The organism is Mesorhizobium sp. B3-2-1, assembly GCF_006439515.1.
Lineage (GTDB): Bacteria > Pseudomonadota > Alphaproteobacteria > Rhizobiales > Rhizobiaceae > Mesorhizobium.
The window spans coordinates 17,079-37,441 of sequence record NZ_VFTI01000008.1 but is presented as its reverse complement, the minus strand read 5'-3'; the positions used below and the strand labels follow the sequence as shown (position 1 = coordinate 37,441).

15 protein-coding genes are annotated in these 20,363 nt (G+C 64.0%); 2 read left to right on the top strand and 13 right to left on the bottom strand.

All coding sequences use genetic code 11. The features are described 5' to 3' along the window. Positions 1–72 precede the first annotated feature (72 nt). Positions 73–1,587 (top strand): aldehyde dehydrogenase family protein, encoded by a 1,515-nt coding sequence (locus FJW08_RS10590; RefSeq protein ID WP_140810483.1) that lies wholly within the window; start codon positions 73–75, stop codon positions 1,585–1,587. 212 nt (positions 1,588–1,799) lie between these two features. Here FJW08_RS10590 and FJW08_RS10585 read toward each other — a convergent pair whose 3' ends face one another. From FJW08_RS10585 to FJW08_RS10525, 13 genes are all read right to left on the bottom strand, one after another. After that, positions 1,800–2,627: a hypothetical protein gene (locus FJW08_RS10585; protein WP_224616664.1), complete on the bottom strand. Its 828-nt coding sequence runs from the start codon at positions 2,625–2,627 to the stop codon at positions 1,800–1,802. A gap of 422 nt (positions 2,628–3,049) precedes the next feature. Beyond that, positions 3,050–5,902 carry a nitrate reductase gene (locus FJW08_RS10580; RefSeq protein ID WP_246682300.1) on the bottom strand — a complete coding sequence of 951 codons (2,853 nt, stop codon included), beginning with the start codon at positions 5,900–5,902 and terminating at the stop codon, positions 3,050–3,052. 131 nt (positions 5,903–6,033) lie between these two features. Further along, on the bottom strand, positions 6,034–6,885 hold the full coding sequence (locus FJW08_RS10575; RefSeq protein ID WP_140755846.1) for a formate/nitrite transporter family protein: 852 nt from the start codon (positions 6,883–6,885) through the stop codon (positions 6,034–6,036). A gap of 63 nt (positions 6,886–6,948) precedes the next feature. Beyond that, the gene (gene nirD, locus FJW08_RS10570) at positions 6,949–7,287 is read right to left on the bottom strand and encodes a nitrite reductase small subunit NirD (RefSeq protein ID WP_181178317.1); all 339 of its coding nucleotides are present in this window, start codon (positions 7,285–7,287) and stop codon (positions 6,949–6,951) included. After that, the gene (gene nirB, locus FJW08_RS10565) at positions 7,287–9,740 is read right to left on the bottom strand and encodes a nitrite reductase large subunit NirB (RefSeq protein ID WP_140810479.1); all 2,454 of its coding nucleotides are present in this window, start codon (positions 9,738–9,740) and stop codon (positions 7,287–7,289) included. The genes nirD and nirB overlap by 1 nt, the downstream gene beginning before the upstream one ends. 41 nt (positions 9,741–9,781) lie before the next feature. Beyond that, positions 9,782–11,533 carry a nitrate ABC transporter ATP-binding protein gene (locus tag FJW08_RS10560; RefSeq protein WP_140810477.1) on the bottom strand — a complete coding sequence of 584 codons (1,752 nt, stop codon included), beginning with the start codon at positions 11,531–11,533 and terminating at the stop codon, positions 9,782–9,784. Positions 11,534–11,543: 10 nt separating this feature from the next. Then, positions 11,544–12,629 carry an ABC transporter permease gene (locus FJW08_RS10555; RefSeq protein WP_140810476.1) on the bottom strand — a complete coding sequence of 362 codons (1,086 nt, stop codon included), beginning with the start codon at positions 12,627–12,629 and terminating at the stop codon, positions 11,544–11,546. After that, entirely contained in the window at positions 12,629–14,056 is a 1,428-nt protein-coding gene (locus FJW08_RS10550; protein ID WP_140810475.1) for a CmpA/NrtA family ABC transporter substrate-binding protein, read from the bottom strand. The genes FJW08_RS10555 and FJW08_RS10550 overlap by 1 nt, the downstream gene beginning before the upstream one ends. 362 nt (positions 14,057–14,418) lie before the next feature. Continuing rightward, positions 14,419–15,645 carry a CmpA/NrtA family ABC transporter substrate-binding protein gene (locus tag FJW08_RS10545; RefSeq protein WP_181182894.1) on the bottom strand — a complete coding sequence of 409 codons (1,227 nt, stop codon included), beginning with the start codon at positions 15,643–15,645 and terminating at the stop codon, positions 14,419–14,421. A gap of 2 nt (positions 15,646–15,647) precedes the next feature. Beyond that, complete coding sequence (locus tag FJW08_RS10540; protein ID WP_140755834.1) at positions 15,648–16,250, bottom strand: ANTAR domain-containing response regulator; 603 nt, start codon at positions 16,248–16,250, stop codon at positions 15,648–15,650. A 129-nt stretch (positions 16,251–16,379) separates the two neighbouring features. After that, positions 16,380–16,697: a hypothetical protein gene (locus FJW08_RS10535; RefSeq protein WP_140810472.1), complete on the bottom strand. Its 318-nt coding sequence runs from the start codon at positions 16,695–16,697 to the stop codon at positions 16,380–16,382. A gap of 110 nt (positions 16,698–16,807) precedes the next feature. Continuing rightward, positions 16,808–17,608: an endonuclease/exonuclease/phosphatase family protein gene (locus FJW08_RS10530; RefSeq protein ID WP_140810471.1), complete on the bottom strand. Its 801-nt coding sequence runs from the start codon at positions 17,606–17,608 to the stop codon at positions 16,808–16,810. A gap of 142 nt (positions 17,609–17,750) precedes the next feature. Further along, positions 17,751–19,214, bottom strand: a complete 1,464-nt coding sequence (locus tag FJW08_RS10525) for a phosphatidylserine/phosphatidylglycerophosphate/cardiolipin synthase family protein (RefSeq protein WP_140810469.1) — start codon at positions 19,212–19,214, stop codon at positions 17,751–17,753. A gap of 321 nt (positions 19,215–19,535) precedes the next feature. Here FJW08_RS10525 and FJW08_RS10520 point away from each other — a divergent pair, with 321 nt between their 5' ends. After that, positions 19,536–19,724: a hypothetical protein gene (locus FJW08_RS10520; RefSeq protein WP_181178313.1), complete on the top strand. Its 189-nt coding sequence runs from the start codon at positions 19,536–19,538 to the stop codon at positions 19,722–19,724. The last annotated feature ends 639 nt before the right edge of the window (positions 19,725–20,363 follow it).

Sequence of the window (20,363 nt, the reverse complement as noted above, 5' to 3'; positions counted from 1 at the left end):
ACGGCGCCGGGAAGGCATGGCGCAAGGCGTTGACCCCGCCATACGAGCGGCGGGATCTGAAAGGGACAAAAAATGACGATAGCGAAGGAAACGGCCGAGCTTCTGGCGAAACTGGGCGTGGCCAAAGAGGCGCTTGACGGCGGCGACCTGATCGTGCGCAGCCCGGTGACGGGTGAGCAGATCGCGGCGCTGAAGACGATCTCGCCGGCCGATGCGGCGAAGACGATCGATGCCGCCCACCAGGCATTCCAGTCCTGGCGGCTGGTGCCGGGTCCCAAGCGCGGCGAACTGGTGCGGCTGCTGGGCGAGGAACTGCGCGCACACAAGGCCGCGCTTGGCCGGCTGGTGTCGATCGAGGTCGGCAAGATCCCCTCAGAAGGGCTCGGCGAAGTGCAGGAGATGATCGACATCTGCGATTTCGCCGTCGGTCTGTCCCGGCAATTGTACGGTCTGACCATCGCCACCGAGCGTCCCGGCCATCGCATGATGGAAACCTGGCATCCGCTCGGCGTCGTTGGTGTCATATCGGCCTTCAACTTCCCGGTCGCCGTGTGGTCGTGGAATGCAGCGCTCGCACTGGTCTGCGGCGATGCAGTGGTATGGAAACCTTCCGAGAAGACACCGCTGACGGCGCTTGCCTGCGAGGCAATCTTCAAGCGCGCGGTCAAGCGCTTCGGCGCGGACGCACCGCAAGGCCTGGCGCCGGTGCTGATCGGCGACCGCGCCGTCGGCGAGATCCTGGTCGACCATCCCAAGGTGCCGCTGGTTTCGGCCACCGGCTCGACCCGCATGGGCCGGGATGTCGGTCCGCGCCTGGCCAAGCGTTTTGCGCGCGCGGTGCTGGAACTGGGTGGCAACAATGCCGGCATCGTGTGCCCGACCGCCGATCTCGACATGGCGCTGCGCGCCATCGCCTTCGGGGCCATGGGCACCGCCGGCCAGCGCTGCACGACGCTGCGCCGCCTGTTCGTCCATGACAGCGTCTACGACGCCCTGGTTCCGCGCCTGAAGAAGGCCTATCAGAGCGTCTCCGTCGGCAATCCGCTGGAGACCTCGTCGCTGGTCGGGCCATTGATCGACAAGGCCGCGTTCGACGCCATGCAGAAGGCCTTGAGCGAAGCGACCGCCCATGGCGGCAAGGTAACCGGCGGGACGCGGGTCGAGAATGGCCATCCGGGTGCCTATTATGTCCATCCGGCGCTGGTCGAAATGCCGAAACAGGTTGCACCCGTGACGGAAGAGACCTTCGCGCCGATCCTCTATGTGATGAAGTATTCCGATTTCGACGCCGTGCTCGATGAGCACAATGCGGTTGGCGCCGGCCTGTCGTCATCGATCTTCACTCGCGACCTTCAGGAATCCGAGCGGTTCCTCGGTGTCGACGGCTCGGATTGCGGCATCGCCAACGTCAATATCGGCACGTCGGGGGCCGAGATCGGCGGCGCTTTCGGCGGTGAAAAGGAAACCGGCGGCGGCCGCGAGAGCGGCTCCGATGCATGGAAGGCCTATATGCGCCGCGCCACCAACACGGTGAACTATTCCAAGGCGCTGCCGTTGGCCCAAGGCGTCTCCTTCGACATCGATTGAGAACGCAGCAGTAACGCTGGACAGCTTCTGACGCCTGTCCAGCGTCGGCTTTTCGTGACTGGGCGCTGGCCGAGCCAGCCGACGCTGCCGAGGTCCTCGGCGTCGCGCAGCCACGCAAACACGGAACCGGTCAATCGACCTGTTCTGGCGCAACTCCGGACCGAAAATCGTTTCACACTTTTTCCTGAAATTGCGCTCGTGCGCGACGCGACTCAGCCGTCGCTTTGCGATGGCGGAAAACAGGCCTTGAAGGCGGTGTCGACGACGGCCAGCTTGGCGGCCTGGACGGTCATGTATTCCTCGTAGAATCCGTGCGATACCCACATCACCGAATGGCCGCGCTGACCAAGCCAGCCAATGCTGCCGAGTTCCTCCGCCGTGCGCAGTTTGCGGCCGAGATGGGTCCGCGACAGCTTGAGCCATTTGGCGAAGTCGCCGATCGAAACCACGCTGGTCGGAATCCGCTCCAGGCCGGCGTGATCAGGGTCGATGCCCGACATCAGCCAGTCCATGACGATGCCGCCATTGTTGAGCCAGATAAACAGGGAAAAGGTCTGGTTGGGTTCGCGCACCGGCTTGGACGCAAGCAGGCCGTCGGCCACCAGGGGCTGCAGCGTGGCAAGCATCTCGGGCCGCTCCAGGAATCTGGCCAGCCGGTCGCCGCCGTCGATGTGGTCGAGCGTGCGCAGATGGGCTGTCACCCAGCCGGTGAATCGCTCGATGGTGGCCGCCGTCGGCTGCAGGGGATGCGTGCGGCCGTCCCCGCCCGCCACATACTCGGCGATGTTGTAGTGCAGCATCTCCTTGATGAAGGCGTCGGCCGTGTTGCGGCTGGCCACCGCGTTCTTGTGCACGACCTCGATGAAACGCGATACGGTCAGTTCCTTGCGGCGGTCGTTAGGGTCGCGCCTGAAGTGCATGGCAAGGCCGATATGGCCCAAAAGCCAGCGCTGCTGCGTGGCAAAGATGGAAGCCAGCCGCGGGCTTTCCTCGTAGATACGGATCAGGGACTGCGACTGTTCCTGAACGTAGCGGTGCAAGGCCGGATGGTCGGCTATGTCTTCCAGATTCAGCGTTGATCTCCCAATGCCTAGAATGAGCTCGGATGGCGAGGTTGCGTCCCCATTTTCCAGTCTTCAGCGCACATGTCCAGTCGTACCGACTGCGGAGAACAGGGCCAGCCGAGGCACAGATCGACGGCGATGGTTATATGGCGCATTCCGCTAACTGATTGCTATAGCTGGAGAACTCCTTCCCAATAATCGTTAGCCGAACAGCGGAATCCAGCCGCAGCGTTGTGCGACGGTCGTCTGCAGGGGCGTGTCCAATCGCTGGTCATGGCGGCATCTTTCACCCCCATCAACCGATACGGCCGAACCCCGCGAAGTTGGATTAACTGTTGGACAGGTTCGATCCCACATTCCGGCCGGAGTTGAAACCGGCCCAGCGGGTCATGTCGCCTTCACTCGGCGGCCTGAACCCGGTTGGCCAGGATGATCGCGCGAATCTCGGACCGGCAGGAGCCGCAATTGGTCCCTGCCTTCAGCGTGGCGCCGATGGCGTCCACGGTGGTGCAGCCAGCCGACACGGCAGCCGTGATCTGGTTGACCCCGACGTTGAAACAGGAACAGACGGTCGCGCCGGCATCGGGTCGTTCGGCACCGGCGCGACCGGCAACGATCTTGAAGCGCTGGTGCTGGCTGGCGTGGATCTCGCCGAGCCGCTCGGCCGCCCAGCCGCGTGAGACCGCGACCGGACCGGGTGCGATGAACAAGGCACCCGCCAGATGCTCGCCTTCGAAGGCGGCAATGCGGTGCTGGCCGGCCTCGCGGTCGTGATAGGCGAGAACCTCGGCGTCCGCGGTACCGAAGAGCGAACCGGCGAAGGCCGTCCAGTCGACATCGTCATCGGCAAAGGCAAGCTCGACCCGCCAGCCGCCCCGGCATCTGGCTACCGCCCAGTAGTCGGCGGCCATCGCCACGGGCCTTTTGCGCGTCACGGCAAAGCCGAAGGCCCTGGCGGTGAATTTCTCGATGCGGGCCGCGACATGCTTCAACGCCGGCTGGCCTGACACCGGATCGGCAAGCGATGCCGTGAGCGTGTCGAGCCGGCCCCGGGCGGCGAATTGGTCGGTCCAATGCATCGGCGCGAACAGGCTGCCCGGGCGTTGGCGCGTGGTCACCAGCGCGCGGACCAGCACCTCGCCGCGCGGAGTCGAGACGCGTGCGATATCGGCATCGCCGATGCCGTGGCGTTGCGCATCCACCGGATGAATTTCGACGAAGGGCTCGGCGATATGCTGGCACAGGCGCGGGCTTTTGCCGGTGCGCGTCATGGTGTGCCAGTGGTCGCGGATGCGGCCGGTGTTGAGGATGAGCGGGAAGTCGGGGGTGATGCGGGTTTCGACGGTTGGGCGGAGGGCGACGAAGCGCGCCTTGCGGTCGGGCGTGTAGAAGTTGCCGTTGGCGAAGAAGCGGGTGGGCTGGTGCCTGGTGGTGCCGCCCACTTTTGGCGGATGTCGAGCTTGAACACCCCCCTCTGGCCTGCCGGCCATCTCCCCCGCAAGGGGGGAGATTGGCAGCGTTGCTGCCGGCGCCTGCCTAGCAACGTTGAAGATTGGCGAAGGCCGCGACAACATCCGATCTCCCCCCTTGCGGGGGAGATGGCCGGCAGGCCAGAGGGGGGTGCCTGGGCTCGGCGCCGGCCATTGGAAGGGCGCCAGCGCGTCGTAGGCCCCAGCATCGACCTCGCCATAAGCACCGATGTCGAAATCGCGCTCGCCATCGTTCTCGAGCCCTGACAGGGCCGCGTGCTCGGCGAAGATCTCTGCTGGCGTCTCATGCGCGAATGCCTTGTCAAAGCCCATGCGCCGCGCCACCTCGGCAATGATCCACCAGTCGGGCCGCGCCTCGCCGGGGGGCGGCAAGAACGCGCGCTGGCGCGAGATGCGGCGCTCGGAATTGGTGACGGTGCCGTCCTTCTCGCCCCAGGCCGTCGCCGGCAGCCGGACATGGGCGTGGCGGACCGTATCGGTCTCGGCCAGCACGTCCGAGACCACGACGAAGGGGCAGGCCTTGATAGCCGCTTCGACGGCGCCTGCATCCGGCATCGAATCGACCGGGTTGGTGGCCATGATCCACAGCGCCTTGATGCGTCCGTCGGCAACCGCCTTGAACATCTCGACCGCCTTGAGGCCGGGCTTCCCTGCAATCGCCGGCGCCTTCCAGAAGCGCTGCACGCGCTCGCGATGCTCGGAGTTTTCGATCTCCATATGGGCGGCGAGCATGTTGGCCATGCCGCCGACCTCGCGGCCGCCCATGGCGTTGGGCTGGCCGGTGACAGAGAACGGCCCGGCGCCCGGTTTGCCGATACGGCCGGTGGCGAGATGGCAGTTGATGATGGCGTTGACCTTATCGGTGCCTTGGGACGACTGATTGACGCCCTGGCTGTAGACGGTGACGGTCTTTTGCGTCCTGGCAAACAGGCTGTAGAAGCGGCCGAGTTCGTCTTCGCTGAGCCCCGTGGCGGCGGCGACGCCGGCAAGGTCGAGCGCCGAGGCGGCGAACAGCGCTTGCCCAAAGCCGGTCGTATGGGCCGTGATATAGGCACGGTCGAGCGCATTGTGCTGGCCGAGCCAGGCGAGCAATCCGGTGAACAGGGCGACGTCGCCATCCGGCGCGATCGCCAGATGCATGTCGGCGATATCAGATGTCATGGTGCGGCGCGGATCGACCAGCACCACCTTCATCTCGGGCCGCTTTTCGCGGGCGGCCGCGATGCGCTGATAAAGCACCGGATGGCACCAGGCGAGGTTGGAGCCGACCAGCACGATCAGGTCAGCCAGTTCCAGATCCTCGTAGCTTCCCGGCACGGTGTCCGAGCCGAAGGCGCGGCGGTGGCCGGCGACCGACGACGCCATGCACAGACGCGAATTGGTGTCTATGTTGGCCGAGCCGACAAAACCCTTCATCAGCTTGTTGGCGAGGTAGTAATCCTCGGTCAGCAACTGGCCGGAGACGTAGAACGCGACCGCGTCGGGACCATGCTCGGCAATGGTTTGCGAGAAGGTCGAGGCGACGAGGTCGAGCGCCTCGTCCCAAGAGGAACCGCGGCCGTGGATTTGCGGATCGAGCAATCGGCCGTCGAGGCCGATGGTCTCGGCGAGTGCGGAGCCCTTGGAGCAGAGCCTTCCGAAATTCGCCGGATGATCGGGGTCGCCACGGACGGACACCTGCCCGTCCGCGGCGACCTTCGCCAGCACGCCGCAGCCCACCCCGCAATAGGGGCAGGTGGTCTTTACCTGAAAGGGCGCCATGGCCTTCATCGACGGACCCAATCAGGTGAGGAGACAACCATGCTCGGAACGCATGGGCAGCGGCGCCATGTCGCCATGGCTCCCCGCCGTTCTGAACGGAGGGCGGCGGCCCAGATCAGCTTCGCCATGGACTATTCCGCGGCAGCGCGCGCGCCGGCCGCGAGGCGAGCCGCGGGAGCGACACGCTTGGGGCCGGTGCGGGCATGGGTGGAATAAAGCGTCAGGCCGACAAAGGTTATCCCGCCCACGAGATTTCCGAGCACGGTCGGAATCTCGTTCCATACGAAATAGTCCATGATCGAGAATTTCGCGTGGAGCATGAGACCCGAGGGAAATAGGAACATGTTCACGACGGAATGCTCGAAACCCATGTAGAAGAAGACCATGATCGGCATCCACATGCCGATCACCTTGCCCGACACGGAGGTCGACATCATCGCCGCCACAACGCCGGTCGAAACCATCCAGTTGCACAGGATGCCGCGGATGAAGAGGGTGAGCATACCCGCGGCGCCATGGGCGGCATAGCCAAGGGTGCGACCTTCGCCGATTTCGCCGATCTTCTGGCCGACGACGTTCGGCTCCACGGTGAAGCAGAAGGTAAAGACGATCGCCATCATCAGGGCGACCGTCAGCGCGCCGGCGAAATTGCCGATGAAGACCAGGCCCCAGTTGCGCAGCACGCCGCCTGACGTCACGCCTGGACGCTTGTCGATCAACGCCAGGGGAACGAGCGTGAAGACGCCGGTCAGCAGGTCGAACCCCATCAGATACAGCAGGCAAAAGCCAACCGGGAACAGGATGGCGCCGGCGAGTGGCTGCCCGGTCTGGACGTTGATGGTGACGGCGAAGACGGCGGCGAGCGCGAGGATGGCGCCGGCCATATAGGCGCGGATCAGAGTGTCCCTCGTCGACATGAATATCTTCGCTTCGCCGGCGTCGATCATCTTGGTCACGAATTCCGCAGGTGCGACATATGCCATGGTCAGGTCTCCTTGCTTGAAAGGAACAGGGACGGCGTCCGTCCGGAACGTGAGGTTCTCATGCTACTCCGCCGCGACCGCCACCACCCACGATTGGCCTATGGAAATCCGGTCATCCTCGATCCTGACCGGAATGGTGCGTACCGCGCCCTCGTCGGCGCCAAGCGCCTTGCCCGTCTCCAACGAGATCACCCAATTGTGCAAGGGACAGGTCACCGCTGCGCCATGGACGATGCCCTGGCTGAGCGGTCCGCCTCTGTGCGGGCAATGGTCGTCAATGGCGAAGACCTGATCGTCCGCTGTGCGGAAAACGGCGATCTTGCCCTGCGGTGTCGCGACGCAACGCGCGCCGCGGCGGGGGATGTCGGAGATCTTGCCGATCGATACCCAATTCATCATCATCACTCCGCCGCCTGCGCAAACCCGACCGACGCCATCGGCCTGAACTCGTGCTTATCCTTGCCGGAGACGCGCTCCGACCAGGGATCGACCTGCGCGAATTTCTGCGAAAAGACGAAGCGCTCGTAATAGGCTTGACGCTTCTCGCCATCGTCCATGATCTGGCGCTTGATCTCGGCGATGCCGATGCGCTTGGCCCATTTGTAGATGCGCTCGAGATAGCGGCCCTGCTCGCGGTACATCTGCGTCAGCGCTACGATATGCTCCAGCGCTTCGTCTTCGGTTTTGACCAGCCCCAGCACTTCCGTGCCCTTGATGTCGAGGCCGGCGGCACCGGCGAAGTGAATCTCGTAGCCACTGTCGACGCAGATGACGCCGACATCCTTGCATGTCGCCTCGGCGCAGTTGCGCGGACAACCCGACACTGCCATCTTGACCTTGGCGGGCGTCCACGAGCCCCACATGAATTTCTCGATGCGAATGCCGAGCCCGGTCGAATCCTGTGTGCCGAAGCGGCACCAGTCGGAGCCGACGCAGGTCTTCACCGTGCGCAGGCCCTTGGCATAGGCATGGCCCGAGACGAAGCCGGCCTGGCCAAGATCGGCCCACACCGCCGGCAGGTCCTCCTTGCGGATGCCCAGCATGTCGATGCGCTGGCCGCCGGTAACCTTGACCATCGGAATCTCGAACTTGTCGACGACGTCGGCGATGGCGCGCAGTTCGGCCGCATTGGTCACGCCGCCCCACATGCGCGGCACCACCGAATAGGTGCCATCCTTCTGGATGTTGGCGTGGACGCGCTCGTTGATGAAGCGCGACTGGTAGTCGTCGGCATACTCGTCCGGCCAGTCGCAGACGAGGTAGTAGTTGAGTGCCGGCCGGCATTTGGCGCAGCCGCAGGAGGTTTTCCACTCCAGCTCCTGCATGACCGCCGGAATGGTCTTCAGGTGCTTGGCCTTGATCAGCCGGCGTACTTCGTCGTGGCCGAAGGTGGTGCAGGAACACATGGGCTGCACCGCGGCGGGGTTGTAGGTGTCGCCGAGGGTCAGCACCATCAGCTTTTCGACCAGCCCGGTGCAGGAGCCGCAGGAGGCCGACGCCTTGGTGTGGGCGCGCACGTCGTCGAGCGAAGTCAGGCCCTTGCCCGTGATCGCGCCGGTGATCTTTCCCTTGCAAACGCCGTTGCAGCCGCAGATTTCCGCATCATCCGGCAAGGCTGCAACGGCCGCCATAGGGTCCAGCGGGGCACCCCCCTGGTAGGACTGGCCGAAGATCAACGTATCGCGCATTTGCGATATGTCGGTCTGTTTCTTCTTCAGGTCGTTGAACCAGGCGCCATCGGCCGTTTCGCCGTAGAGCACGGTGCCGATGATGCGATCGTCCTTCAGCACCAGCCGCTTGTAGACGCCGGCGGAAGCATCGCGCAGCACGATCTCCTGGCGATCGTCGCCGTCGGCGAAGTCGCCGAGCGAGAAGAGATCGATGCCGGTGACCTTGAGCTTGGTCGGCGTGTCCATGTGGACGAAGGCGGCGGTTTCGTCGCCGGCAAGCTGATGGGCGGCAACACGCGCCATCTCGTAGAGCGGCGCCACCAGCCCGTAGACCATGCCGCCCACCTCGGCGCACTCGCCGAGCGCGAAGATGTCGGGGTCGTTGCTGCGCATGCCGGCATCGACGACGATGCCTCTGTTGACCGCGATGCCTGCATCCTTGGCAAGTGCCGCGTTCGGCCTGATGCCGACCGCCATCACCACCAGCGTCGCCGGAATGATGGTGCCGTCGGCCAGTTCCACCTGCTCGACCTTGCCATTGCCCGTGATGGCCTGGGTGTTGGCCTTGGTGATAACCTTGATGCCGCGCTCCTCCACCGCGCGCTGCAGGAGATAGCCGGCGGCCGGATCGAGCTGGCGTTCCATCAGCGTCGGCATGACATGCAGCACGGTGACGTCCATGCCTTGTGAATTCAGTCCGGCCGCGGCCTCGAGCCCGAGCAGGCCGCCGCCGATGACCACGGCCTTGGCGCGCGACTGCGCGGCAAGCATCATCGCGCGGACGTCATCCAGATCGCGATAGGTCAGCACGCCCGGCAAATTGTGGCCCGGCACCGGGATGATGAACGGCACCGAACCGGTGGCGATGACCAGCTTGTCGTAGGGTTCGGTCACGCCGTGGTCCGAGGTGACGGTCTTCGCCTGCCGGTCGATGGCTACGATCTTGTGGCCCTTGTAGAGGGTGATGCCGTGCTTGATGTACCAGCCATCGCCATGGATGATGATCTCTTCATAGGCCTTTTCGCCCGACAGAACCGGGGACAGCATGATGCGGTCGTAGTTCACGCGCGGCTCGGCGTTGAAGATGGTGACCGCGTAACGGTCCGGTGCCTGCTCCAGGAGGTGCTCCAGCATGCGCCCGGGCGCCATGCCGTTGCCGATGATGACGAGTTTTTCTTTTGCCATCGCTGGAAGTTCAATGTCCCTGGGGGTCATCCTTGGGCCTCCTATTCCGCCGCCGCGACTGAAAGCGCGCCGTCGCCACGGCGCGTGCGGTGCGCGCGTTTCTGTTTGATCTGTTGCAGCAGCGCCGGATCGGGATCGGCGCCGCCTTCATACGCTTCGAGGAAGTCGAGCAATTCTTCGCGGTAAGCGTAGTAATCCGGGTGGGCGAGCAGCGCCTTGCGCGAACGCGGCCGCGGCAGATCCACCTCCATGATGTTGCCGATGCGGGCGTTGGGACCGTTCGACATCATCACCACGCGGTCGGCCAAGAGGATCGCCTCGTCGACGTCGTGGGTGACGCAGATGGCGGTGACCTGGGTGCGCTTCCAGACATCCATGAGGACGTCCTGGAGTTCCCAGCGCGTCAGCGAATCCAGCATGCCGAACGGCTCGTCGAGCAAAAGCAGCTTGGGCGACAGCGAGAAGGCACGGGCGATGCCGACACGTTGCTTCATGCCGTTGGAGAGTTCGGCGGCCAGCCGGTGCATGGAGTCGCCGAGCCCGACCCGGTGAAGGTAATATTCGATGACGTCCTTGCGCTCGGCCGGCGTCGCATCGGGATAGACGCGGTCGACACCCAGCGCGACATTCTCGCGCGCTGTCAGCCACGGCATCAGCGACGGCGCCTGGAAGACGACGGCGCGCTCGGGTCCGGCGCCGGTCACCTCCTTGCCGTCAAGGACGATGCCGCCGCTGGAAATGCCGTTGAGGCCGGCCGCCATCGACAGCACCGTCGACTTGCCGCAGCCGGAATGGCCGATGAGCGTGATGAATTCGCCCTTCTTCATCTTGAGGTCGAAACCGTCGACGACGGTGACCGGACCCTTTGGTGTCGGATAGACCTTGCGCACCTCGAAGAACTCGACATAGCGCTCCTCGACCGGCGAGGCCGACGCCTCGCGATAGGCTTTCGGCGGCGTGCTCTTCTGAGTGATCGGCACGATTTTCGGCAGTTGGATGCCACTTTCGAGGTCGCCGCCTTCGGCGCCGGCATCGATCAGATACTGGGTCACCGCGGCGCGCAGGCGGATGAATTCCTCGTCATGGTTCATCGCGGCGCGGTTGCGCGGCCGCTCGATGTCGACGCGAAACGACGGCCCGAGCGTCGCATTCGGCCCCGGTTTCAGGGGGATGATGCGGTCGGCGAGCAGGATCGCCTCGTCGACGTCGTTGGTGATCAGGATGATGGTCTTCTTCTCCTTGCCGCAGATGTCGGCCAGCTCGTCCTGCAGCTTCGAACGGGTGAGCGCATCGAGCGCCGACAGCGGCTCGTCGAGAAGAAGAATGTCCGGCCGCGTCGCCAGCGCCCGGGCGACCGAGACGCGCTGGCGCATGCCGCCGGAAAGCTCGGCCGGCTTGCGGTCGATGGCGTGCGAAAGGCCGACCAGTTCGATATAGTCCCGCGTGATCGCCTGCCGTTCGGCCTTCGGCGTGCCCTTCAGGACGGCATCGACCGCCAACGCGACATTGCCGTAGACCGAAAGCCATGGCATCAGCGAATAGGACTGGAAGACCACGCCGCGATCGGCACCGGGACCATCGATCTGTTTGCCGCGCACCAGCACGCCGCCGCTATCGGAGCTGATCAGGCCGGCGATCGCCGAAATCAGCGTCGTCTTGCCGGAGCCGGAAAAGCCGACGATGGCGATGAACTCGCCCTCCTCGACCTTGAGGTTGATGTCGGACAGGACTTTGGTGCGCCTGGCTCCCTCGCCATAGGCCTTCGACAGGCCGGTCACTTCAAGAATAGCCATCGCGTGCGCCCTACCTGTTGGCCGAGAAGGTCAGCGCCGACTGCAGCGCGAACATGATGCGGTCGAGCACGAAACCGATGATGCCGATGGTCAGAACCGCGACCATGATGCGGGCGAGCGACGTCGACGAGCCGTTCTGGAACTCGTCCCAGACGAATTTGCCGAGCCCCGGATTCTGGGCCAGCATTTCGGCGGCGATGAGCACCATCCAGCCGACGCCGAGCGACAGCCGCAGCCCTGTGAAGATCAGCGGCAGCGCCGAAGGCAGGACGAGCTTGCGGATCGTCGTGAGGGTCGAGAGCTGCAGCACCTTGCCGACGTTGACGAGATCCTTGTCGATCGAGGCGACGCCGAGCGCGGTGTTGATCAAGGTCGGCCAGAGCGAGCACAGCGTCACGGTGACGGCGGAAATGACCAGCGATTTCGGCAGCGCGTCGCTTGGATCGACATAGAGCGCCGAAACGACCATCGTCACGATCGGCAGCCATGCCAGTGGCGACACGGGCTTGAAGATCTGCACCAGCGGATTGACGGCGCCGTTGAACGTCTTGGAGAGCCCGGAGGCGATGCCGAGCGGCACGGCGACGATCGTGGCGATCAGGAAGCCTAGGCCGACGGTCTCGAGCGAGGTGAGGATCTGGTCGAAATAGGTCGGCTTGCCGGTGTAGGCGCGCTGCTTGACCTGGTCGGCCTTGCCCTCGCTCACCAGCTGCGCGTTGCGCGCCTCGAGCCGCTGGTAGAAGGCAGCTTCCTTTTCGCGCTCGGCCCAGTGGTCGGCCCATAGAACACCGGCCTGCTGCCAGACCTCGACCGGGCCCGGTATGGCGCCGAGCGAGGTCTGCACGCGCGGAGCGAGCACGCCCCAGGCAGCCAGGAAAACCGCAATGCCAAGCAGCGGGATGACAAGCAGGCGCTTCAATTCGCCAAGCTGCTCGGAGACATTGTCGCCGGCGGCGATCCTGAATATCGGCGCCAACCAGGCGAGGCCGAGCACTTCCAGCCATCGCGCCGCGCCGTTGATGCGCGTGAGCAGACGCTCCTTGCGTTTGGCGCGGGCCACGTCCAACGCGGCGTTTGTTCCGGTTGCAAACGTCATCAGCCGGCGATCTCCGTGCCCTGGATGACCTGCTTGGCCTTCAGCCCGATCGAAAGGCTATTGATATAGGCGTTGGGCTTCTTGCCGTCGTAAGCGATGCCGTCGATGAACTCAGCCGTAGGCGCCTTGTAACCGTCGCTGTCCCAGGGGAAGTCGGCCTTGCCAGCCTTGCCCTCGTCGACCAGCATTTTCGCGGCCTTGAGATAGATGTCGGGCAGGTAGACGGATTTCGCGGTGTCGGCATACCACTGGTCGTCCTTGCCGACCGGGATCTGCCCCCAGCGCCGCATCTGCGTCAGGTACCAGATGGCATCCGAATAGTAGGGATAGTTGGCGAAATGGCGGAAGAAGACGTTGAAGTCGGGAACGTCGCGCTTGTCGCCCTTTTCATATTCGAAGGTGCCGGTCATGGAATTGGCGATCACCGCCTCGTCGGCGCCGACATATTCGGGCTTGGCCAGCATCTTCACCGCCGCCAGCCGGTTGGCGTTGTTGTCCGCGTCCAGCCACATCGCGGCACGGATCAGCGCCTTGGTGATGGCAATCGTGGTGTTTGGGTATTTTTCGGTGAACTCCTTGGTCATGCCGAAGACTTTTTCCGGATTGTTCTTCCAGATCTCGTAGTCGGTGATGACCGGAACGCCGATGCCCTTGAACACGGCGGCCTGGTTCCACGGCTCGCCGACGCAGTAGCCGACGATGGTTCCGGCCTCGAGCGTGGCCGGCATCTGCGGCGGCGGCGTCACCGAGAGCAGCGCATCCGCCTTGATCTGGCCCGAAATGTCGTCCGGCGAATAGAAGCCCGGGTTGATGCCGCCCGAAGCCAGCCAGTAGCGCAGCTCGTAATTGTGCGTCGAAACCGGGAAGACCATGCCCATGTTGAACGGCTTTCCCTCGGCCTTGAACTTGTCGATGACGGGCTTCAGGGCATCGGCCTTGATCGGATGGACGGGCTTGCCGTCCGCGACCGGGATGTGGGCCTTCATCATTTCCCATACGGCGTTGGAAACGGTGATGCCGTTGCCGTTGAGATCCATGGAAAAGGGCGTGACGAGTTCGGCCTTGGTGCCGTAGCCGATGGTCGCGGCAAGTGGCTGGCCGGCCAGCATGTGGGCGCCGTCGAGCTGACCGGTGATGACGCCGTCGAGCAGGACCTTCCAATTGGCCTGCGGCTCGAGCGTCACATAGAGGCCTTCATCCTCGAAGTAGCCGAGCTCCTTGGCGACGGCGAGCGGCGCCATGTCGGTCAGCTTGATGAAGCCGAACTTGAGCTCGTCCTTCTCGACGGCAAGCATTTCGGCACGGGCCGGAATTGGAAACAGCGTCTTTGCGGCGACGAACAGCCCCGCCGTCAGCGCACTGCTGGCAAGAAAATCGCGGCGCGTGAAATCCTTGAGGAGCGTGTCAGTTCCGATCCGTTTCGTCATCGTCGTCTCCGGTTGGGGCGCCGCTTGGGATCAGCGCCGTCGATTGCGTGTTCGGGTCAAAAACAAAAAAGCCGCCGTCCAGGCCCTCGCGTCCGTACATCCGGGATCGCGTGTCGACCTGAGCGGCAGCTTTGCCTGTGGGCGCCCATCGTTGGACGCCTGTTCCGTTGCCCGTGAAGGGCTCGTTTATTTCAAAGCAGGAACCGTGCCAGTTTTTCCCTCAGCAGGAATTTCTAATGAAATCAGCTGGATCGCCGACTCATGGTTCGGCCGCGCCGGCAACGGATAAGGTCAAACATTGACCAATCCGGTCGATGGATCGCATAAATTTTGTGCAATGCACAAGAATGGCGCGCAAATGCTCAGGGGTGCGACTGGCTCGCAATATAGGTGTCGATCTCATCGGGATCGAAGATCTGGCCGTCGAAGAAGCCGTCCGGGCCGAGCACCAGGCTTGCGCCCGCCGAGCCCACCGGAGTCGCCACCTTCAGCGCGCCTTCGACCTTGGCATTGGCGCCGGGCAGCGCGACGCCGAGCGGCTTCAGCGCCGAGCGGTAGAGGTCGGGCCGGTAGCAATCGCGGGCGATGGCAAGGTTTTCCGGCGTGTGTGCGACGTGGCCCCAGCGGACCATCTGCGTGTAGAACCACAGCGAATGGCTCTTCCAGGGAAAGTTGGCGGCCTTGCCGAAAGGCAGGAAGAAATCCTCGACGGTCCGTTGTGCTCCGCCGCCGAGCTGCAAATGCCCGGTCAGGATCGGCATCTCAATGGCCGCCTTCTGGCCGAGGAAGCCGGGCTGTGCCATCAGCGCCGCCAGTTCGCCATGATTTGCCGCGTCCTGGCACCAGCGGGCGGAGTGGTGCAGCGCCCTCAGCAGCGCCGCCAGCGCGTCCGGCTGCTGTTGCGCCCAGGCCTTGCGCGCGCCGATGACTTTCTCCGGGCTGTTGCGCCAGAGCAGCGCCTTGACGGTGACGATATGGCCGGTGCCGGCCGCCACCGCGGCGCTGTTCCAGGGTTCGCCGACGCAATAGCCATCGATGCGGACGGCGGCCAGCGCATCGGTCATGAAGGGCGGCGGCACGATGACGATCTCGATCTCGAGGTCCGGGTCGACACCGCAGGCGGCGAGCCAATAGCGCAGTTCGTAATTGTGCCCGGAATGCGGATGCACGACGGCAAAGCGCAGCGGCTCGCGGCCGGCGGCCGCCCGCTCGCGGATGAACGCACCGAGGGCTGCGCCGGCACGTGCCGGATCGAGGTCCGATACGGCTCCATGCGCCGCCATGCTTTCCCAGACGGCGTTGGAGACGGTGACGCAGTTGCCGCCGAGCCCCAGCGAAAAGGGCACGATGGTCTCGGAGGCGAGGGGGGTGAGACCAAGATTGCAGGCAAGCGGCATCGGCCCGAGCATGTGCGCGAGGTCGAAATGGCCGATGGCGATGCGGTCGCGGATGTTGGCCCAGGAGGTCTCGCGGTGCAGGATGAGATCGATGCCTTCGCGCGCGGCAAAGCCCAGTTCGCCGGCCGCGACCAGGACGGCGCTGTCGAACAGCGGCATGAAGCCAGCGGTGATCTGGTGCTCGGCGCCCATGTCTATTCGTCCTCCGCCGGTCCGAGAAGCCCGGCGGCAGTCACCAGGCTCTGGGCGATATCGCTGATCTTGCGGTTCTGGTTCATCGCCGTCTTGCGCAGCAGCGTGTAGGCGGCTTCTTCGGTCAGGCCGCGCGACTTCATCAGGATGCCCTTGGCGCGGTCGATCACCTTGCGGCTCTCGAGTTCGCTGCGCGCCTCTTCCAGTTCGCGCGCCATGCGCGAGAAAGCGTTGAAGCGGCTCACCGCCATGTCGAGGATCGGCTTGACGCGCTCCTGCCTCAACCCGTCGACGACATAGGCCGAAACGCCGGCATCGACAGCCGCCTCGATCGAGGCCTGGTCGGAGCGGTCGACGAACATGGCGATCGGCCGCTTCACCGCACGCGACAGCTGGAACATGTTTTCCAGCATGTCCCGGTTGGGGTTTTCCAGGTCGATGACGATGACGTCCGGCTCGATCTCGGCGATGCGGCGCGCTATGCCGCTGACGTCATGGACGACGGTGACCCGCTCATGGCCGGCCTCGCGCAAGCCGGCCTCGATTATCGAAGCGCGGATGCGGTTTTCGTCGATCACCAGGACGGCGAGTGAAGTTCGGATCATGCCCGCATTGTGGGCATGCTCGGGAATTTGTGCAATGCGGCAATAGCCGCGTCCGTGGAAAGGCGACGGCCGTCAATGGCTATCCTTGGCGGCAACCCGCCAAGGATAGGATCGGGAGACGAACCGGCCTCAGCCGCAGACGCGAACGTCTTCGATCACCCTGTGGTGGTGACGCCAATGCACGACCGTCTCGATGTGGCAGCGGTGGTGCCGGTGGTGCCAGCGGTAGCCGCCATTGCCGTAGTCATTGTACTGAGCGTTCTGGTCGCCATCATACTGGTTGTCATAACGGCGCACATGATGACGGCGAACGACGACTGCGGAATCGTCATTCGAATATTGGTTGCCGTCGTCGGACTGGATTGTCACACTTGCAGCCTGCGTAGGCGCAATCGCTGCCGCTGTCGCGGCAAACGCCAGCACCGAGGCCAAAATCAATTTCTTCATTCCATCCTCCTGAATGTTCAATGCACATAAACTCGCGGAAGAACCGGGTGTTCCGCTCAAATCCACACGCTTTGCTACGCCGGCGACATCAAGGCGTTATCGGCCACATACTATAAGTGGACGAAGGCGGTCAGCGGCAGATGGTCGGAGGCTACGCGCGACAGCGGCGTGTCATGCGCTTCGACGGTCGCGATCATGCCGTGCCGGTTGGCCATGATCCGGTCGAGCGCCAGCAGCGGCAGGTTGGACGGGAAGGTGGGGACTGCCGGCGGCTGCGGGCCGAAGGTCGCGTGCAGCGTGTTCAGCGCGGAGCGGTTTCCGAGCCGCCATTCGTTCAGATCGCCGAGCAGGAGCGTCGGCTTCTCGTCGGGGCTGTTCATGAGATCGAGCACGACCTGGGCCTGCTGCGAGCGGGAGCGGCGCAGCAATCCCAGATGGGCCGCGATGATGCGCAAGGACTGATTTCCGTCGAGATCGATCTCGGCCACCACGGCGCCGCGCGGTTCGAGACCCGGAAGCCTGATCTGATGCACGTCGCGAACGACGCCCCTTTTGAACAGCAGGACATTGCCGTGCCAGCCATGGCCTTTGCCCGTTGCCGAAATGGGCACCGGCACGAGGCCGGTTTCCAGTTCGAGACGGTGCAGGTCGAGAAGCCCGACACGGTCGCCGAAACGATTGTCGGCCTCCTGCAGGGCGATGAGGTCGGGGGCGATCTCGCGGATGACGCGGCTGGTGCGGTCGGGATCGAACTTGCGGTCGACGCCGATGCATTTGTGGACGTTGTAGGAGGCGACCAGCGTCCCGGTGACGCCACCCTTCTTCGGCGACAAGGCGTTGGCCTTGCGCATCCGCCTGTCGCGAATGGACAGGAGCACGCTGGCCGGCAGGCTGCGCCCGTTCATTCGCATGGCGCGCCCATCATCCTTGCTGTTCTCACCATGCACCTAGAAATAGAGTCTTTCGGCCGATGTTCCATGGTTGGCGACACGCTATCGGGCAAACACGTCGTTTTGTTAAAGATAGGGTTTCTTCTCGGAGATAATGGTTTTTCTAGAGATAGGGCGATCCTAGCCAAAGGATGCGGTCGAACAGGCGGATGATGAACGGCCGGGCGCGCAAGGAGGCCAGCGTGACAGGGACGGCCGTTTCGATTGCCGATCCGATCCGGGTCTCGATCTCGGTGGCAAAACCTACGTCGAGGACCTCCAGGTCGATCTCGAAGTTGAGCCGAAGCGAGCGGGCGTCGAGGTTGGAGGACCCGACATAGGCCCACACGCCGTCGATCGAAAGCAGCTTGGAATGGTCGAAGGGTCCCTCCGTGCGCCATATGCGGCAATAATTCTTCAGGATCTGGTCGAATTGGGCGGTCATGGCGCGGTCGACAAGGAAGAGGTTGTTCACCGCCGGCACCACGACATCGATCTCGACACCGCGCCTCGCCGCGGTGATCAAGGCGCTGATCAGTTCCCGGTCCGGCAGGAAATAGGGCGACATCAGCCGGATCGACTTGCGCGCGACCGAGAAGGCGCCGATCAGCAGTTTGTGGTTGGTTTCGTTGCTGGCATCCGGCCCCGATGCGACCGCACGCACCAGCATCGGCTGGCCGGCGGGCGGTGAAACCGGTGTGATCCGCCAGGCATCGCCCTTCAGCGCCTCCTTGGTGGCGAAGCGCCAGTCTTCCGCGGCGACCGAGAAGAGATCGGCGACAACAGGTCCGGTGACCTGGAAATGCGTGTCCCTGGCGCTGTTCGACCCGGCGAACTCCGCCGAAAAACCCTTGCGGATGTTCATGCCGCCGGTAAAGGCAACCGTGCCGTCCACCACCAGGATCTTGCGGTGGGTCCGCAGGTTGGCATAGGGCAGGCGCAGGCCCATGACGATGTTGCCGTTGAAGACATCCGCCGTGATATTGGCGCTGCGCAGATGCCCCAGGATGCTCGGGACGGAGTAGCGGGCGCCGACGGCATCGATCAGCACACGGACGGTGACGCCGCGCCGGACAGCGCCGGCCAGCGCTTCGACGAAAAACAGGCCGACGGCGTCATTGTCGAAAATATAGGTCTCGAGCAGGACGCTGCGCTCGGCCCCGTCGATGGCCGCGCACATGGCGGGGTAGGCCTCGTCGCCGCTCTCCAGCACGTCGATTGCATTTCCCGGATTGAGCGCGCGCCGCGCCACCCTGTCGCCCAGCGTCCGGAGGCCGGTGAAGCGCTGTCCGTAGCGCTCGATGATCAACGCCTCTTCGGCGGCGACGTCGCGCTCATGCTTGGCCGACACCAGGCCATCGGCAAGCGGGCGCTGTGCGCTGATCGTGGCGCGGCGAATGCGGTTGATGCCGGCCACCGCATAGATCAGCACGCCGAGGATCGGCGACAGCACCATGACGCCGACCCAGCCGGTGGCGGCGCGGACGTCCTCCTTGGTCATGACGGCATGGGCAATGCCGATGGTCGCCATCACCACCGAGATGATCGCCAGTATTTGGGGCCAGTGAATCACCAGAGTTTCGAACATTGCCGGGACTATCCAGCGAGCGCCCGCGGAAGGCAATGCAGCCGGCGATGTCCACACCGCCCATTGGCCGCGCGGCGCTGCCGGTTGCGTCTACGGATGCGAGAACGGCTGGCGCACGGTTATTTGAGCAAGCAAACCAGGACGCTGAAAGCGGCGTCCACCCCTGACCCCAGGAAAGCATAGAACCGGTGTGATCCGGCGTCGTCCCGTGCTGCTTTGGTCCTCCAGGGCTTCCTGTACTTTGGAACCGCATCCGTTGTATATCAAAGGGAATGAAATTGCCGATGTAACACTTCGGCTGAAGGCGAAGGGGGGCGCCGGATGATGACGTTCAACTTCGAAGGGCCGGGCGACGGCGATATGTCGGCCGACTGCCAGGACCAGTTGCTGCCTCTCATCAATGAAATCGTCCAGGCGGCGGTGGCTGCCGGCTGGAACCGGGACGACGTTCTTCTGGCTTTCGTGGAACTCGCCTGGGATCTGTACGAGAACCGGCGCGGTGATCTGTAGCCGCGGGCCGTCAATCACCGGCTCTGTGCGTGGCCTTCAGCCTCCATCAGTGGTTGACGAGAATACAGAATCGCATGACCGGTCGTGTCTGGCCGGTCGGCAAAATTCCGGGATGGCGAAGACCTCGCACGAAGCGAAAATGAAACGCTCGTCATCGCCGACCAATCTTTCTTTTCCCGAATAAAGATTTTTCTTTGCGCGTGGGGGTTCTTCCCAAGCCAAGGTGCGTGCGTTACCTTGGCTTCGGGTCGGGAAAGGGGATTTGAGACGGCGTCGAGACGACTGAGGCAGCGCGAATGAAACATGCGGACGAGGCTCGGGAAAGCGGCGTTTCCCGGGGCATCGATCGAGAGCGGACAGCTCGATTGGACAACATTCCTGAAAGTGCCGGTCCGCGAAGGGCCGCCGCACAAGGATGCGTGATCCATTCCGTTCGGGGGTCCGGTTCGCCGACATTCCCGGCCAGGGAATACCCCGTAGCGATCATGCTTGCGTCCATGCGGCCTGCGCATTGTTCGCAGTCGGATGGATCGATCCCATGAGCGGGCCTGACGGTGCATGCCTGCTGCGATCAATCACGAATTGTTTTTGGGGGGAACGGGGAAGAAGGCCTCGGGTTGAACTGCATCTGGGACGCGT

Coding starts and splice junctions, on each gene's coding strand:
- FJW08_RS10520 (WP_181178313.1), top strand. CDS start 19,536: ATGATGACGTTCAACTTCGAAGGGCCGGGCGACGGCGATATGTCGGCC.
- FJW08_RS10555 (WP_140810476.1), bottom strand. CDS start 12,629: ATGACGTTTGCAACCGGAACAAACGCCGCGTTGGACGTGGCCCGCGCC.
- FJW08_RS10525 (WP_140810469.1), bottom strand. CDS start 19,214: ATGTTCGAAACTCTGGTGATTCACTGGCCCCAAATACTGGCGATCATC.
- FJW08_RS10540 (WP_140755834.1), bottom strand. CDS start 16,250: ATGATCCGAACTTCACTCGCCGTCCTGGTGATCGACGAAAACCGCATC.
- nirB (WP_140810479.1), bottom strand. CDS start 9,740: ATGGCAAAAGAAAAACTCGTCATCATCGGCAACGGCATGGCGCCCGGG.
- FJW08_RS10535 (WP_140810472.1), bottom strand. CDS start 16,697: ATGAAGAAATTGATTTTGGCCTCGGTGCTGGCGTTTGCCGCGACAGCG.
- FJW08_RS10590 (WP_140810483.1), top strand. CDS start 73: ATGACGATAGCGAAGGAAACGGCCGAGCTTCTGGCGAAACTGGGCGTG.
- FJW08_RS10560 (WP_140810477.1), bottom strand. CDS start 11,533: ATGGCTATTCTTGAAGTGACCGGCCTGTCGAAGGCCTATGGCGAGGGA.
- FJW08_RS10545 (WP_181182894.1), bottom strand. CDS start 15,645: ATGGGCGCCGAGCACCAGATCACCGCTGGCTTCATGCCGCTGTTCGAC.
- FJW08_RS10580 (WP_246682300.1), bottom strand. CDS start 5,902: ATGGCGCCCTTTCAGGTAAAGACCACCTGCCCCTATTGCGGGGTGGGC.
- FJW08_RS10575 (WP_140755846.1), bottom strand. CDS start 6,885: ATGGCATATGTCGCACCTGCGGAATTCGTGACCAAGATGATCGACGCC.
- nirD (WP_181178317.1), bottom strand. CDS start 7,287: ATGATGATGAATTGGGTATCGATCGGCAAGATCTCCGACATCCCCCGC.
- FJW08_RS10550 (WP_140810475.1), bottom strand. CDS start 14,056: ATGACGAAACGGATCGGAACTGACACGCTCCTCAAGGATTTCACGCGC.
- FJW08_RS10530 (WP_140810471.1), bottom strand. CDS start 17,608: ATGCGAATGAACGGGCGCAGCCTGCCGGCCAGCGTGCTCCTGTCCATT.